This window comes from Mycobacteriales bacterium, assembly GCA_035533475.1.
Lineage (GTDB): Bacteria > Actinomycetota > Actinomycetes > DATLTS01 > DATLTS01 > DATLTS01.
The window spans coordinates 40,012-53,493 of record DATLTS010000031.1 but is presented as its reverse complement, the minus strand read 5'-3'; the positions used below and the strand labels follow the sequence as shown (position 1 = coordinate 53,493).

General features: G+C 70.6%; 14 protein-coding genes. 8 read left to right on the top strand and 6 right to left on the bottom strand.

The features are described 5' to 3' along the window. Positions 1 to 38 precede the first annotated feature (38 nt). A complete protein-coding gene (gene panB / locus VNG13_06530; GenBank protein HVA60175.1) occupies positions 39 to 884 on the top strand; it encodes a 3-methyl-2-oxobutanoate hydroxymethyltransferase in 846 nt (281 codons plus the stop codon). Here panB and VNG13_06525 read toward each other — a convergent pair. Together VNG13_06525 and npdG are read right to left on the bottom strand one after the other, a co-directional pair. Then, the gene (locus tag VNG13_06525; protein ID HVA60174.1) at positions 875 to 1,660 is read right to left on the bottom strand and encodes a helical backbone metal receptor; all 786 of its coding nucleotides are present in this window, start codon (positions 1,658 to 1,660) and stop codon (positions 875 to 877) included. The genes panB and VNG13_06525 overlap by 10 nt on opposite strands. Then, a complete protein-coding gene (gene npdG / locus VNG13_06520) occupies positions 1,657 to 2,337 on the bottom strand; it encodes an NADPH-dependent F420 reductase (GenBank protein ID HVA60173.1) in 681 nt (226 codons plus the stop codon). Before npdG ends, VNG13_06525 begins: the two co-directional genes overlap by 4 nt. A gap of 195 nt (positions 2,338 to 2,532) precedes the next feature. Here npdG and VNG13_06515 point away from each other — a divergent pair, with 195 nt between their 5' ends. The 4 genes from VNG13_06515 to VNG13_06500 all read left to right on the top strand — a co-directional run bounded on the left by VNG13_06515 (position 2,533) and on the right by VNG13_06500 (position 5,054). Beyond that, positions 2,533 to 3,516, top strand: coding sequence for a hypothetical protein (locus VNG13_06515; GenBank protein HVA60172.1), 984 nt, complete (start codon positions 2,533 to 2,535; stop codon positions 3,514 to 3,516). A 273-nt stretch (positions 3,517 to 3,789) separates the two neighbouring features. Beyond that, the gene (locus VNG13_06510) at positions 3,790 to 4,221 is read left to right on the top strand and encodes a histone H1-like repetitive region-containing protein (GenBank protein HVA60171.1); all 432 of its coding nucleotides are present in this window, start codon (positions 3,790 to 3,792) and stop codon (positions 4,219 to 4,221) included. A gap of 28 nt (positions 4,222 to 4,249) precedes the next feature. Continuing rightward, entirely contained in the window at positions 4,250 to 4,432 is a 183-nt protein-coding gene (locus VNG13_06505; protein ID HVA60170.1) for a hypothetical protein, read from the top strand. Between the two features lie 196 nt (positions 4,433 to 4,628). Beyond that, on the top strand, positions 4,629 to 5,054 hold the full coding sequence (locus VNG13_06500; protein HVA60169.1) for a CoA-binding protein: 426 nt from the start codon (positions 4,629 to 4,631) through the stop codon (positions 5,052 to 5,054). Between the two features lie 140 nt (positions 5,055 to 5,194). Here the strand turns inward: VNG13_06500 and VNG13_06495 are convergent, their stop codons facing one another. Then, complete coding sequence (locus tag VNG13_06495; protein HVA60168.1) at positions 5,195 to 5,932, bottom strand: SDR family oxidoreductase; 738 nt, start codon at positions 5,930 to 5,932, stop codon at positions 5,195 to 5,197. 172 nt (positions 5,933 to 6,104) lie between these two features. Here VNG13_06495 and VNG13_06490 point away from each other — a divergent pair, with 172 nt between their 5' ends. Then, positions 6,105 to 7,334 carry a hypothetical protein gene (locus VNG13_06490; protein HVA60167.1) on the top strand — a complete coding sequence of 410 codons (1,230 nt, stop codon included), beginning with the start codon at positions 6,105 to 6,107 and terminating at the stop codon, positions 7,332 to 7,334. A 19-nt stretch (positions 7,335 to 7,353) separates the two neighbouring features. Here VNG13_06490 and VNG13_06485 read toward each other — a convergent pair whose 3' ends face one another. Together VNG13_06485 and VNG13_06480 are read right to left on the bottom strand one after the other, a co-directional pair. Beyond that, positions 7,354 to 8,067 (bottom strand): hypothetical protein, encoded by a 714-nt coding sequence (locus VNG13_06485; protein HVA60166.1) that lies wholly within the window; start codon positions 8,065 to 8,067, stop codon positions 7,354 to 7,356. A 26-nt stretch (positions 8,068 to 8,093) separates the two neighbouring features. Next, positions 8,094 to 8,645: an RNA polymerase sigma factor gene (locus VNG13_06480; protein ID HVA60165.1), complete on the bottom strand. Its 552-nt coding sequence runs from the start codon at positions 8,643 to 8,645 to the stop codon at positions 8,094 to 8,096. A 155-nt stretch (positions 8,646 to 8,800) separates the two neighbouring features. On the opposite strand from VNG13_06480, the gene VNG13_06475 reads away from it, so the two are divergent. Both VNG13_06475 and mscL read left to right on the top strand, forming a co-directional pair. Then, positions 8,801 to 10,120, top strand: coding sequence for a hypothetical protein (locus tag VNG13_06475; protein HVA60164.1), 1,320 nt, complete (start codon positions 8,801 to 8,803; stop codon positions 10,118 to 10,120). 184 nt (positions 10,121 to 10,304) lie between these two features. Then, entirely contained in the window at positions 10,305 to 10,709 is a 405-nt protein-coding gene (gene mscL, locus VNG13_06470) for a large conductance mechanosensitive channel protein MscL (GenBank protein HVA60163.1), read from the top strand. 132 nt (positions 10,710 to 10,841) lie between these two features. Here mscL and VNG13_06465 read toward each other — a convergent pair whose 3' ends face one another. Then, positions 10,842 to 12,758 (bottom strand): cytochrome b N-terminal domain-containing protein, encoded by a 1,917-nt coding sequence (locus VNG13_06465; protein HVA60162.1) that lies wholly within the window; start codon positions 12,756 to 12,758, stop codon positions 10,842 to 10,844. Positions 12,759 to 13,482 lie beyond the last annotated feature (724 nt).

The following is a 13,482-nucleotide window of genomic DNA, read 5'->3' as shown; positions in this document are numbered from 1 at the left end:
GGGGACGCCGCGCGGCGCCTCGAGATGGGAGCGCTGCGATGAGCGGTTCACCGAATCCTGTCGAACCCCCCCTCTACGGCGGCCCGCCGGATCGCCGGGTCACGGTCCGCGACCTACTCGCCGCAAAGCGCCGCGGCGAGCGATGGCCGATGCTCACCGCGTACGACGCCCTCACCGCCGGTGTCTTCGACGAGGCCGGCATCCCCGTCCTGCTCGTCGGCGACAGCGCGGCCAACGTCGTCTACGGGCACACGACCACCCTTCCGGTCCGGGTCGAGGAGCTCGTCCCGCTGGTCGCCGCCGTCGCGCGCGGAACCCGCCGGGCGATGGTCGTCGCCGACCTGCCGTTCGGGTCCTACCAGGGCTCCCCCGAGCAGGCGCTCGAGACCGCCGCCCGGTTCCTCAAGGAGGGCGGCGCGCAGGCGGTCAAGCTCGAGGGCGGCGCCCGGGTGCTCCCGCAGGTCGAGGCCCTGGTCGGGGCCGGCGTGCCGGTCATGGCGCACCTGGGCCTCACGCCGCAGAGCGTCAACGTCTTCGGCGGCTACCGGGTCCAGGGCCGCGGCGAGGACGGCGAGCGGCTGATGGCCGACGCCAAATCCCTCCAGGCGGCCGGCGCGTTCGCCGTCGTCCTCGAGGTCGTGCCCGCCGAGCTCGCCACCCGGGTCACCGAATCGCTCGCCATCCCGACCATCGGGATCGGCGCCGGTCCGGACTGCGACGCGCAGGTCCTCGTCTGGCAGGACATGGCCGGGCTGACCGCCGGGGCGCCGAAGTTCGTCCGGCGTTACGCCGACGTGCGCGGGATCCTGGACGCCGCCGCGCGGGCCTATGCACAGGACGTGCGCTCCGGGCAGTATCCAGGCCCGGAGCACGGCTACACCTGAACCGGCGCCGGCGCCGCCCGCGCCAGCTGGCCGGCGAGCACCTCCCGGGCCTCCACCAGTGAGGGCCCGTACCAGGTGAGATGCCGGCCGGATACGAACGCGATCCGCACCGGCCAGCCGACGAACGCGTCGAGATCCGCGGCCGTGAACCGGTAGGGCTCGTCGGGCAACACGACGAGGTCGAGCGGCCGGCCCCGCAGCTCCCCCAGGCTCACCCGGGGGTAGCGGAGCGGATTGTCGTTATGAATATTGAGAACGCCCAATCGCCCCAACAGGTCTCCCGCGAACGTGCCGTGGCCGAGGGACATCCAGGGCCGGCGCCAGATCGGAACGAACGCGCGGCGGTTCGGGACCGGCGGCGGTCCCTGCCAGACGGTTACGGCGCTCCGCAGCCAAGCCGGCTCCGCCAGGCCGCAGGCGGACAGCATCCGGCGCAGCGACGCCAGCGCCTCCGGCACGGTCCGCGGCGCGGTCACCCAGACCGGCAGGCCGGCCGACCGGAGCTGTGCCAGGTCGGTCTCGCGGTTCTCCTCCTCGTTCGCGAGGACCAGGTCGGGCCGCAGGGCGACGACCGCCGCCACGTCCGGGTTCTTCGTCCCGCCAATCCGCCGGGCCGCCAAGCCGGCCGGGTGCGTGCAGTAGTCGGTGGCGCCGACGAGCAGGTGCGCCGCGGTGGCGGCCACGGATTCGGTGAGCGACGGGACGAGGGAGACGATCCGCTCGACCTGCGCGGGCAGCTGCACCGCCCGGCCGAGGTCGTCGACGGATCGGGTCACAGACCCGTGACCCGGATCCCGGCATGCGTCTTGTAGCGACGGTTGACCTCGATCAGGTTCGCGGTGAGGGTCTCCACCTGGCCGGCGTTGCGCAGCCGGCCGCCATAGACCCCGCGGATGCCCGGGATCTGCGCGGCGAGGGCCTGCACCGCGTCGGTGGCGTCGCGGTCGTCGCCGAGGACGAGCACGTCCGTGTCCACGTCGGCCAGCGCCGGGTCCAGGAGCAGCACGGCGGACACGTGGTGAAAGGCGGCGACCACCCGGCTGCCCGGCAGCAGGGCGGCCGCCTGTTCGGCCGCGCTGCCCTCGGCCACCTCGAGCCGGTGCGCGCCCCGCTCGTCGAAGCCGAGCGGGTTGACGCAGTCGACCACGATCTTGCCGGCCAGCTCGGAACCGAGCCCGGTCAGAAGCTCCGCATGACCCGCCCAAGGCACGGCGACGATGACGAGCTCGGAGTGCTCGGCCGCGCCGGCGTTCCCGAGACCGGTCACGTCGAGTCCGGGACGGACCGCGGCGAGCTCGGCGGCGCAGGACGCGGCCCGTTCGCCATCCCGCGAACCGATGGCGATCCGATGACCGGCGACGGCCAAGCGCAACGCCAGCCCCCGGCCCTGCGGTCCGGTGCCGCCGAGGACACCGATCCGCATGGCGCCGCTCGACCCGGGCTCGGTCGACATGGTCCCTCCCGCTGGTCGCTGCGCCGCCGGCCCGCATCGTCGCAGATCACCCACCGTGCCCCCGTCGATCGGGCGGCCCGGACCCGGCCGGATGACAGGCAGGAAGTCGCCGGTCCACGGCGAAGATGGACGGTGAGCCGGATGGGAGCTGGGTCGGACCTGCAGTGCGCCCGGCGAGCGAGGTAGGAGGTGACCATGTGGCATCGCCGCACGGTCTCCCCTGCCCGCTCAGACTCGGTGTATCCGGGGGACCGACCATCGGCGGCCGACCTCGACGAGTTCGTCCGCGACGTCCGGCAGCTGCGGCTCGCGCTGTGCTCCGATCTCACCGTCGCGGCAGCCGCCGTCGACGACGACCACCCCGACATCGCGGCGGACATCGTCGCCGCGGATCGTGCCGAGGTCGCCGACTTCAGCCGGCGCGCGCTCGGCCACCTCGGCGCCGCCGGCCCGTTCCCGTCGCTGTCCCCGTCGCTGGCCGCCGAGCCCGTCCGGCCGGTTGCGACATCGGGGCGCCCGCGTCGCCTACTCACGATGGCCCCCTTGACCACGGCCGCTGCCGCCGCCGCCGCCATCGCGATCGGCCTGATCCCGCTGCCGGCGACCAACCACCAGTCGGCGCCGGTGACCAACCAGCAACTAGTCGCCTCGTTCGACGCGTTCGCCCAGGCGATCGCTGACCGCGAGGGCGCGGCCGCAATTATCGCGGCCGCCAACCAGGTCAGCGTCTCTCTTCAGCCACTGCTCGCGGCCGCACCCCACGACCCCGCGGCAGCCGCGCAAGCGCTCGAGGTGCTCCAGGCGGAGCAGAGCGTTCTCGTCGCCGACCAGCCGCAGGGCGCGGCCGAGCTCCTGAGTCAGGTACAGGCGCTGGTGGCAGCGCTGCAGAACAGCGTCCGGGCCGACAGCCACGCGATCATCCTCGACCGGACAACGCATCTCGACCTGCTCGCTCCGACACCAACGCCGTCGCCGAACAGCCAGTCGAGTCCGTCGCCGTCGACCCGACCCAAGACGTCGCCGTCGCCGTCCCCGTCGGGCAAGCCCTCCCCCTCCCCCTCGACGAAACCATCGACGAAACCATCGACGACACCGTCCGGTTCGTCGTCTCCGTCGCCGAGTCCGTCCGGGATCCCGTTGCTGTTCGGCGCTGCCAGCAAACAGCTCGGCGGTCATTAGTCACTCGCAATCGGCGAAGTTTTCTGTTCCGCAATCCACGCGAATGAAGTCTGTTGCGACAGCTCGAGCATGGGCTATAACGCTTACTCCACAAGGGAAATCCGACGGCCGTCACGCGATGTGGAATGTGCATTCGCCGGACACGCCGCAACGGTGGTCAGAAAATTTCCCGCCGACACGGCCTTCGGTACTAGCGGTAGGGCGCTGATGATGCGACAGTCCGCGCAAAAGGTCCGGCGCGGCGTCGGACTCCAAGGCGGCCAAGGAGGCAGCGTGCCGGCAAAAGCTGTAGCTAAGAAGGCGACGAAGACCACTGCAAAGCGGCCGGCGGCGAAGAAGACCACCGCTGCCCGCAAGACCACAGCGAAGCGGCCCGCGGCGAAGAAGACCACCGCTGCCCGCAAGACCACAGCGAAGCGGCCCGCGGCCAAGAAGACCGCAGCCAAGAAGACCACCGCTGCCCGCAAGACCACAGCGAAGAAGACCGCTGCCCGCAAGACCACAGCGAAGCGGCCGGCGGCGAAGAAGACCGCAGCCAAGAAGACCACCGCTGCCCGCAAGACCACAGCGAAGCGGCCCGCGGCGAAGCGGCCGGCAGCGAGGAAGACCGCGGCCAAGAAGACCACGGCCGCCCGCACCACGACCGTACGCAAGACGACAGCTCGCAGGGCCCCGGCGCGGAAGCCCGCCGCCAAGAAGGGCTGATCCACTCGGTGCATGTCCACAGCCGCCGGTGAGCCGCCAGGCTCGCCGGCGGCTGTTTTCCATCCTGTTGTTCTTCGCCTCGATCGGGTGCATCGTCGTGGGTCTGCTCTTCGCCGGTCAGGGTTTCGCCGGGCCCGGCGCCATCGCGCTGGCGGCGGCCGGCGGCTGCCTCACCTTCGGCTACACGTTGTGGCGGCCACCGCCCGGTTAGCGCGTCCTCATCCCGCGAAGGCCGTGCCACAGCTCGAGCATCGTTCGGGAACGTCGCCCTCCGCGAACCGTCCACACGATGGGCAGACGCGGTTCGCCCAGCACGCTGGGTCGCCACCGAGCGGCTCGGGCTCGGCCGTTGCGTCGTGCTCGGCGCCGGTCATGGTGCTGATCAGGGTACGTGGCACCATCGTCGGGTGAACGACCTCGAGACCGAGCGGCGCATCCTCACCGATTACGACACGATTGCCGTCGTCGGTCTGTCCACGAACCCGAGCAAGGCCGCGCATGCGATCCCAGCCGCCCTGCAGGCGGTCGGTTATCGCGTGATCCCGGTGCATCCGACCGCGGAACGGATCCTCGGTGAGCCGGCCTACCGATCGCTGGCAGACATCCCCGTTCCAGTGCAGGTCGTCGAGGTGTTCCGCCCCGCCGACGAAGCGCCGGCAATCGTCCGGGACGCGGTCGCCATCGGCGCCAAAGCCGTCTGGCTGCAACTGCATCTGCGCTCTGCCGAAGCCGGCCGGATCGCTGCGGACGCCGGGCTGCTCTACGTCCAGGATCGCTGCATGGCCGTGCAGCGGGCCCTGCTGCGGATCACCAAGGCGGGGTCCGCGCCCTGACTCCGTCCGCGGATTGGACAGGGCGCGCCGGGCATGGACGCCGAACGGGGGGATTGGCGCCGGTCACCGGATCGGGTGGTGCCCAGCGCGCCCTGCCCCCACAACCAACCCCCTGCTGCTGAACGAAACCTGAAAGGTGCTCAGCGCAGATGCAGCCCGCCGTCGACCAGCCAAATCTCACCGGTCGTGTACCGGGCCCGGACCAGCGCCTCGACCACCCCGGCGACGTCGTCCGGGAGGCCCGAGCGGCGGGCTGGGGTGGTAGCGCGGACCATCTCGCGGACCTCGTCCCAGTCCGCCGTCCAGTCCGTGTCGACCAAGCCGGGGGCAACCGCGTTGACCCGGATCTCCGGTCCGAGAGTGGCCGCGAGCAGCCGGGTGAGGTGGTTGAGCGCGGCCTTGCTCACCGCGTAGGGGATCGAACTGCCGAGCGGTCGCACACCGGCGATCGACGAAATGTTGATCACGCAGCCGTCGCCATGCTCGCGGAGATGGGGAACCGCGGCGACGATGAGTTGCCATGGGCCGATGACGTTGACGGCGTAGAGCTCCCGCCACACCTCCGGCGTCGCGGCACCGAGATCGCCATGCGGTATCACCCGCGTGGCGCCGGCGTTATTGACGAGGAGATCGAGTCGCCCGTAGCGCACAACGGTCTCGGCGATCAGCCGCTCCGCCTCGGCGGCGTCGGCGACGTCGGCCTGGATGTAGGTGGCCGACGGAAGTTCGGCGGCGAGGGACCGACCCGCCTCGACCGAACGATGGGAGTTGACGACGACGGTCCAGTCCGAACTACCGAGGCGGCGCGCGATCGCAGCCCCGATCCCTGCCGACGAGCCCGTCACCAGGGCCACCCGGGTCGGCATGGCCTCGGTCATCAGCGAGGTCCCTTCATCCGCGTCGCTCGCTCATCCACATCGCTCGCTCTCGTCCGCCTGGTCCCGCGCGTGGTCAACATCGAGCGAAGCCCGCTCCGCCAGCCGCGGAATGCAGTGCCTCGACGCTAGACCACCCCACCCGGCACTGGACCGGCCGGTAACCTGGATCGTCGTGAGCGCTCGTATCCGCAGTCTGCTGACGGCGACCACACTGGCGATACCGGTGATCACGATTTTGCTCGTGACGCCGGTAGCGCGAGCGGCCGCCGCCCAAGCGGATCTGGACGTGGCGATTGGTGGCCCGGCTGTCTTCGAACCGGGAGGCACCGATTCCTACACGGTGACCGTCACCAATGACCCGGCCTACTCGGCCGTCAGCGCGGTCCGGCTCGACGTCACCCTCGATCCGAGCCTGAGCTTCCTCAGCTACTCCTCCAGTGACCTCTGGCAGTGCACCGCGCAGAGCCCCAACACCGTCGAATGCACGCTCCCAGGCCTCGCTGCGGGAGCGCAGAGCTCGGTCATCCTCAACGTAGGCGTCGCGCAGACTGCGGTCCCGGGCACGAACGCCACCAGCTCCGCAACCGTGACGGACCCGAGCGGATCGACGACCGACCCGGGGCCGCCGGACAACAGCGCCCAGGTGACGACACCGATCGGTACCTCACCGACCCCAACCGCACCTGCGACGGCATCGAGCACGCCGGCGCCGTTCGCGGACCGATCTCCCACCGCGACCGGGGACGCGTCTCCGTCACCGTCCGCGAGCGGGCCGCGGCGACGGTCCCGTTCGCCTGGCCCGTCACCGACGGCGCTGGGGCCGGTCTCGCTGCCGTCACTAGGCACCCCGGGGTTGCTGTCCGCGCCCGAGGTGCCGCTCGGCAGCTTCTCCGTAGCCATCGCGACCTTTCGGCTGACCTCGACGGCCAGTCATGCGGTGGCCGACAACGGTCGTCTCAGCCTGCGCATTCCGGCCGGCGCCCTCCCGGCAGGGACCACGCTCACCCTCTCCGCGGCCGATCCGGCGGTCATGGACGGCCTGCTGCCGGTATCCGAACGGTTCGTCGACGGGTACGCGGTCGGGTGGGTGGAGCCGGACGGGGCCAGCAGGAACGCGCACGAGCCGATCACGCTTACCGTCAGCGATCCCGACGCCACGGCTGCCGACGCGCTCTACCGGGTCGGGGTCGCCGGGATCGGCCCACAGACCGGCTCGACTTCGCCCGGCCAATGGACCGCGACGTTCACCGGGGACACCGGATTCGTGCTGGTCCGCCGCCTGGCGACGGGGGGTAGCTCGCGGGGGGCCTGGGCGTTGCTCAGCTTGACCGCAATCGTGGTGGGGGCCGTCTCCCTCGGCGCCATCCGGCGCCGGCAGGAAACGACCCCCACCACGGATTAGCTGTTCGGCTAGCTTCCGATCAGTGCCCTGAGGGGTTGGACCCGGCAGTCGACGGCTTCCCGGCGTCCGAGGGCTTCCCGGCAGTCGACGGCTTCCCGGCGTCCGAGGGCTTCCCGGCGTCCGAGGGCTGGCTGGCCGCGTGCTTGGCGATCACCGCGGTGCAGTAGGCCTGAAGGCCCGAGGCGCCGCCGGCCGCCGACGCAAGATTCCGGTACGCGATTGAGTGAGTCGACAACCCGCCCGCGGTGTAGGCCGTGCACAGCCCGAACGCTGCGGGCCCGGTCGCGTCCGGTCCAACCGGACTCGCCGTCACGGACGGCTGGGGCTGCGCCGAAGCGAGGTCCCCGGTGGGCTTGGCGCCATGGGCGGCATGACCCGGGTGCGTCGCGGTGGGCGCCGGAGCGCCGAGCGTGTCGTGCGCGACGGTCTGGAGGGACGCCGGGAGCACGCCGGCAAAGCCAGCGGCGGCGAGGCCACCGGTGGCAGCCGCGGCCGCCACCCCGGTGAGGGCCAGCTTGCCGGCCAATGAGGCGGTCAGGGACGAGATCATGCGGCGCATCCTTTGCGGTCGACTGCTGCCCGGGCGGTGCGCCGCGAACATCGCGATCGCGGCTTCGGCGCCGGCGAGCTCGGCCGCGGTCCCCGCGCCGCGGGCAGCGGCGAGCAGGTCACGGAGCGGAGCGGAGTCCGGAGTCGGCTGCCCGGGGAGCGGCTCATCGGGTGGATTGTTCATCTCACCCGGATAACCGTTGGAGGCGCTCACAGCGTTACAGCCGACGCCGGCTCGAGCTGGGCCGCCAACCGGCGCAGGCCGCGATGGGCAGCGACCCGGACCGCCCCGGCGCTGCGCCCGGTGATCTTCGCGACTGACGCGACGTCGAGCCCGGCGACGACACGGAGCATGACCGCTTCGGCCTGCTCGCTGGGAAGACTCGCGATCAGCTGGATCGCCCGATCTGTGGACCAGTGCTCCATCGCCTCGGCGGCGGCGTCCGGTGCGGTCGCCCCAGTCAGGGGCTCCGGAAGCTCGCTTACCGGGATTTCCGGGCGGCGGCTGCCGGCACGCATCGCGTCCACGGCCCGGCATCGGCCGATCGTGCACACCCAGGCTCGGAATGCGGCCTCTCCGCCGCGGAACCGGGACAGCCCCCGGACAACCTGGAGCCAGGTTTCCGAGGCGACGTCCTCGCCCTCGGTGGTGAGGGTGCGAAGGTAACGGAGCAGGATCGGCTGGGTCTCCCGCCAGAGCACCCCGAAGGCCCCTGCGTCGCCCGACTGGGCGCTCTCGAGAACCTCGGCAAAACTGGTCACCGACCTATTGTCGGCTCGCGAGGCCGCCACGTGAAGCCGGCCACGCCGCCCCCTTCCGCTGGGGCGCGCCGGCCGGCGAGAAGCCTCGCGGAAGCGGCCCGATCGGGTGCTCGCGGGCTAAACTCAGCGCAGCCGGGCTCGCGGAGAGGCTCACCATGGCTCGTCCACGCTCAACGTGCGCTGCGGTCGGGGCGCTGGTCATCTCCGCCTCCCTGCTAGGGGTGTTCGCCCTGTCCGGACCGGCCCTAGCCGGCGGCCGCTCCAACGTGTACCCGGACGACGCGCGGGCCGCGCTCTACACCGGCGGCATCCAGAGCTGCCCGCCCGGCGACGCGCTGCTCGCGAACGGTGCGCGCACTCTGGACAACGCCGACGTGACGGTCGTCGTCCACTCTGACGACACGCACATCGACGTCACCGCGAAAAGCGGGCACCCGATCGAGCGCGCCTACGTGGATGGCGGCGGCGGATACAACGCCTACCCCGGCTCGATCGGCAACCCGATGAGCAACCTCGAACCTCCCGCGGCCGGCGCCCGGCGCACACCGGCGGCGCTGAACAACTACGTGATCTGCGGTGGGACGCCTCCGGCCGACCCGCGGGCAGCCGTGTCCGAAAGCTGCGCCACCGGGCTCGACGCCACCCTGTGGAACACCGGCGGTCAGCCCGTGCGGTTCACCGTGACGGCGCCCGACGGCAAGCATCAGTTCACCGTGCCGGGGCGGACTGCGCGGAGCACCGGCGACGCGTACGCGTACCGGGCTACCACTGGGCAGCAGATCTCGGTCAGCGCACCGAACTTCAGCCCCTTGACCGGGACCTTCGACAGCACCTGCACGAGCGCGGACGCCTCACTGGTCCTCGACAAGTCGGTCGACTCCACGGTTGCGGGTTACGGGGACCGACTGACCTACACCCTCGTCGCCTCCGCGCGCGGCACGCGGGCTCAGACGGATGTCCTGGTCACGGACCGGGCGCCCGCGCACACCAGCTACGTACCCGACTCGGCCAGCTGTGTCTCGCCATGCACCGCGAGCTACGTGGCCTCGAGCGGATTGATCAGCTGGCGGGTGGGAAACCTCGAGCAGGGCCCGGCAAGCCCCCGTTTGACCTTCGCGGTGACCGTGATCAGGCCGAAGGCAAATGCGGACGGCGGGCTGCCGGCGTTCAACATCCCGAACGCCGGTCTCGTGTCGTCCACGCAAACGCCGACGACGTCGTCGAACACTGTGATCACATCGGTGGTCGCCGTGCTGGGCGAGAAGGTCACCCGGAGCACCCCCGCCGTCACGGTTCCCGGTAACCGGTCCACCCCTGCGAGCTCCGCGCTCGGCGAGCGCGCCACGCTGCCTTTCACCGGTCCCCCGGTGGCGCCGGGCGAGGCCCTCGGGATCGCGGCCGGTCTCGTCTGCTGCGGGGCGCTCACGATCGCGGCGGCCGGGCCCCGACGCCGTGCGAGGCCGCACCGGCCGTAACCGCTGCGGAACCGCCCGGCCGCGCCGCCTCCCCCTCCCGGCGAGGCGTCAGGCTGCGTCTGGACGGCTCGGCCGACGTTGGACGATGATCGGTCCCGCGTTCCGGGCCAAGCGAGGCGGCCGCAACTGCGGCCTGGGCTCGGGACGAGTCTCATCCCCTGATGCATCCGGGAAAGGAGCAACCGTGGGTGGATTCAAGAAGTTCCTGCTGCGTGGCAACCTCGTCGATCTCGCCGTGGCGGTCGTCATCGGAACGGCGTTCGGCGCGCTAGTGGTGTCCCTCACCAAGGACTTCATCACTCCCCTGCTCGCGGCGATCGGCGGGAAGGCGGATTTCAGCAAGCTGAGTTTCACCGTCAACAAGTCCAGGTTCGTCTACGGCGACTTCCTGAACGCGTTGATCGCATTCGTGATCCTGGCTGCGGTCATCTACTTCTTCGTAGTCATGCCGTTCAGCCGACTTCTCCAGCGGTTCAAACCAACCACCGAAGAGCCTCGGCCGGTGCAGGACTGCCCGCACTGCCTGTCCTCCGTGCCGGTGGCCGCAACCGCCTGCGCCTTTTGCACTCGGGAGCTCGCGCCTGGTTGAGATCTCCGGAGCACAGCCCGGCTGCGGCCGGACGGCGGCCGGCGCAAGCCGCATACAGGTTATCGATAGCCGCGTTGGCGCCAGGCTCGATTCAGCGCTCGAGTGACGCATCGGGGGGGATTTGCCGATGCCTCAGTCGGCGCCCGCTCGACCGTTGGCGTCGGTGCCGCTGGACTCCGGGGAGTTCCGGCCCGGGGGGGAACTCCCGGAAGCGGTGCCTGTCCGACCCTCAGCCTCCCGGTAGTACGGGCGCCAGATCAGGCGGTAGACCCGCAGCCAGCGCGGTAGCGACCGCAGCCCGGGAACGAACGGGACGAGGAGGAGGAGCAGGGTAGCGAGGCCGATCAGGTAGACGGCGATCAGGTCCACGTTGGTGGAGGTTCGGAAGCCGGGCAGGTGGTACCAGAGTTGATAGAGCCAGAGCCAGGGCTGGCCGGGATAACTCCCGGTCTCGTTCATCACCCCCCACTGGTTGCCTTGCAGATGCTCGGCCTCCGCACGCGCCCCGAAATACGTTCCGTCTTCGAGGAAGAGCAGCGGTTTGGTGAGGTTCGTGCCGTAAAACGGTTGCTTGGCCAGAAGGCTGGCATCCAGGCCACCCGCCTGGGCCAGCGTGAGCTCGGCGGAGATCATCGTGGCGATCGGCCCGAAGCCGCTGCCGGGCACCGTTACCTGACCGGACACAACGCTCGCCTTGGCCAGGGCGGTCGAGTAGCTGCTCAGCCAGGCCGTGCGCTGGGCGGTCGGTGCTGACCGGTACGCCGTCAGCGCGTCGACCAGGGCCGGGTTCTCCCCGGCCGCGGCCGCCAGCGGGCCGAGCACGAATGCTTGCGCCGGATCGATCCGTTCCCGCACCCCGGCAAGGCTCTGCCAGGACACGCCGATCCGCTGCACGAATGCACTGCCGTGGTTGTAGGGCGGTCCATACGTGGCAGTCTCCGAGGTGCCGGCAAGCTCGGCAGCCACGGTGGCGAGGAAATCCCCGGGGTCCGCGGTTGCCCAAGTGCGGATCGTGACCGGCGCGACATCCGGAGATGACAGCAACCCCGCCAGCGCCACCGTGGCGGCCAGCACGACCGCGGTGGCCGCGGCGGCTTCCCTGACCAGGTCGTACCGGCGCTTCGGTCCGCGCCACTCGGCGGCATCGGCGGCTCTAGCCGACCCCCGGCGCGGCTGTCCCCCGGGTGGCTGGGCCCCGCCGCCATCCTCGACCAGCAACCTGCCGATCGGGTCCCGACCGCCGCGGGCCGGGAAGGGGTGCACCACGCCCCGGTAACGGACGAACAGCACGTGGATCCCGACCACGGCAACCAGCACCAGCGGCAGCAGAACCACATGCCAGAGCAGCATCTGTCCGGAGCTCAACACGTTGAAGAAGCCGCCGATGCCAGTCGCGTTGAACGCGTCTTTGCCGTTGACGGCGATCCACTGCGAGTCGAAGTTGGTCTGGGAAAGGTAGCCGGTGAAAGCCTCCCCGATCGAGGCGAGGAACGCCAGCACCCCGGTGATCCAGGTCCGCGCACGGCCACCCCGCCAGGCGGCCATGAAGAATTTGGCCCACAAATGAATCACCATGAAGGCAAAGAACAGTTCCACGCTCCACAGGTGGCAGCTATTGAAGAAATGCCCCAGCGGATTGGTGTGCCACCAATCCACACCCCCGAGCGCGATCGCGAAGCCCGAGGCGATCGCCACGCCCAGTGCGGCCAGACTCGCCACCCCGAACACGTAGATCCACGAGGCGACGTAGCTGGGCTGGGCCTCGGGAAGCAGTCGCTCCGGGGGTAACCAGCGCAGGCCCGCGGCACGAACCCGGCCGGTCCAAGATCGCCCGGTCGCGACCGGTGACGTCGACACCTCTGCCACCGGTTCGGCTGGGAGCAGCGCCTCGGTGGCCGCTGGCCCACTGCCTGGAAAAGGCAGCAACAGCGCGATGAAGAAGATCAGCAGCATCCCGACGATGACCGCGAGGTTGGCCTCGGAAATGGTGAAGATGCTCCAGTGCAGGTAGGTGCCGGGACCGTTGATGTTCACCACCCCGGAGCTCACGACTGTCAAGACCTACACCCTCCGCACTTCTGCTGGGGACTCGCGCATCTGCGACCCGGCGCGGTTCCGGTGCGCCTCCAGTCGATGACCGGCTCGCCCTGCCGATCGTCGAAATGGGTCAGCGCGGGGCGGCAGGCCCTGATCCCCCACGGGGCCCCGGGGCCGTCCCGGCGGTCCGGGACAGCCAGCGCAGTTCTCAGCGGTGCCGACCCGGACATAGGCGTCCCTTCAGCCAAGACGGGCGTCGGGCACGGCCGGGGGTCCGGACCGGAGCGACCCCGAAAGCATGCCTGATCGGCGAACGGATGACCATCGCCATTCGGCGTTGCGGAGAATTCGGCGGCGACATCGCCGGCGTTGGGATTAGCTCGCGCTGGATCCGGCGGTTCCTTCGCTGAGGATGCGGGAGGGGAGGGCCGGCGCCTAAATTAGGTTCGGGACCGCGTTCAGCGGATCGATCGGCGGACAGTGACCGGCTGCGGTGCCCCAAGGATCGACGCACCCCGCGAACGGATTTCTTTTGTTGCCGTTTCGTGCAAGACTCAACTACAGCGTGCCTGGACCGGTCCGGACCATGTGCTCCCTCGCCGCCGTATCATCTAGCCGAAGGCGGCGAGACCGATGAGGCAATCCGTGGCGAGCGCCGTCACCACTGCGACCGTATTGCGTTCGGCCGATCGACCGGATCCGGAAGCCGAAGTCGTGGCCCGGGTGCCCTGCGCCT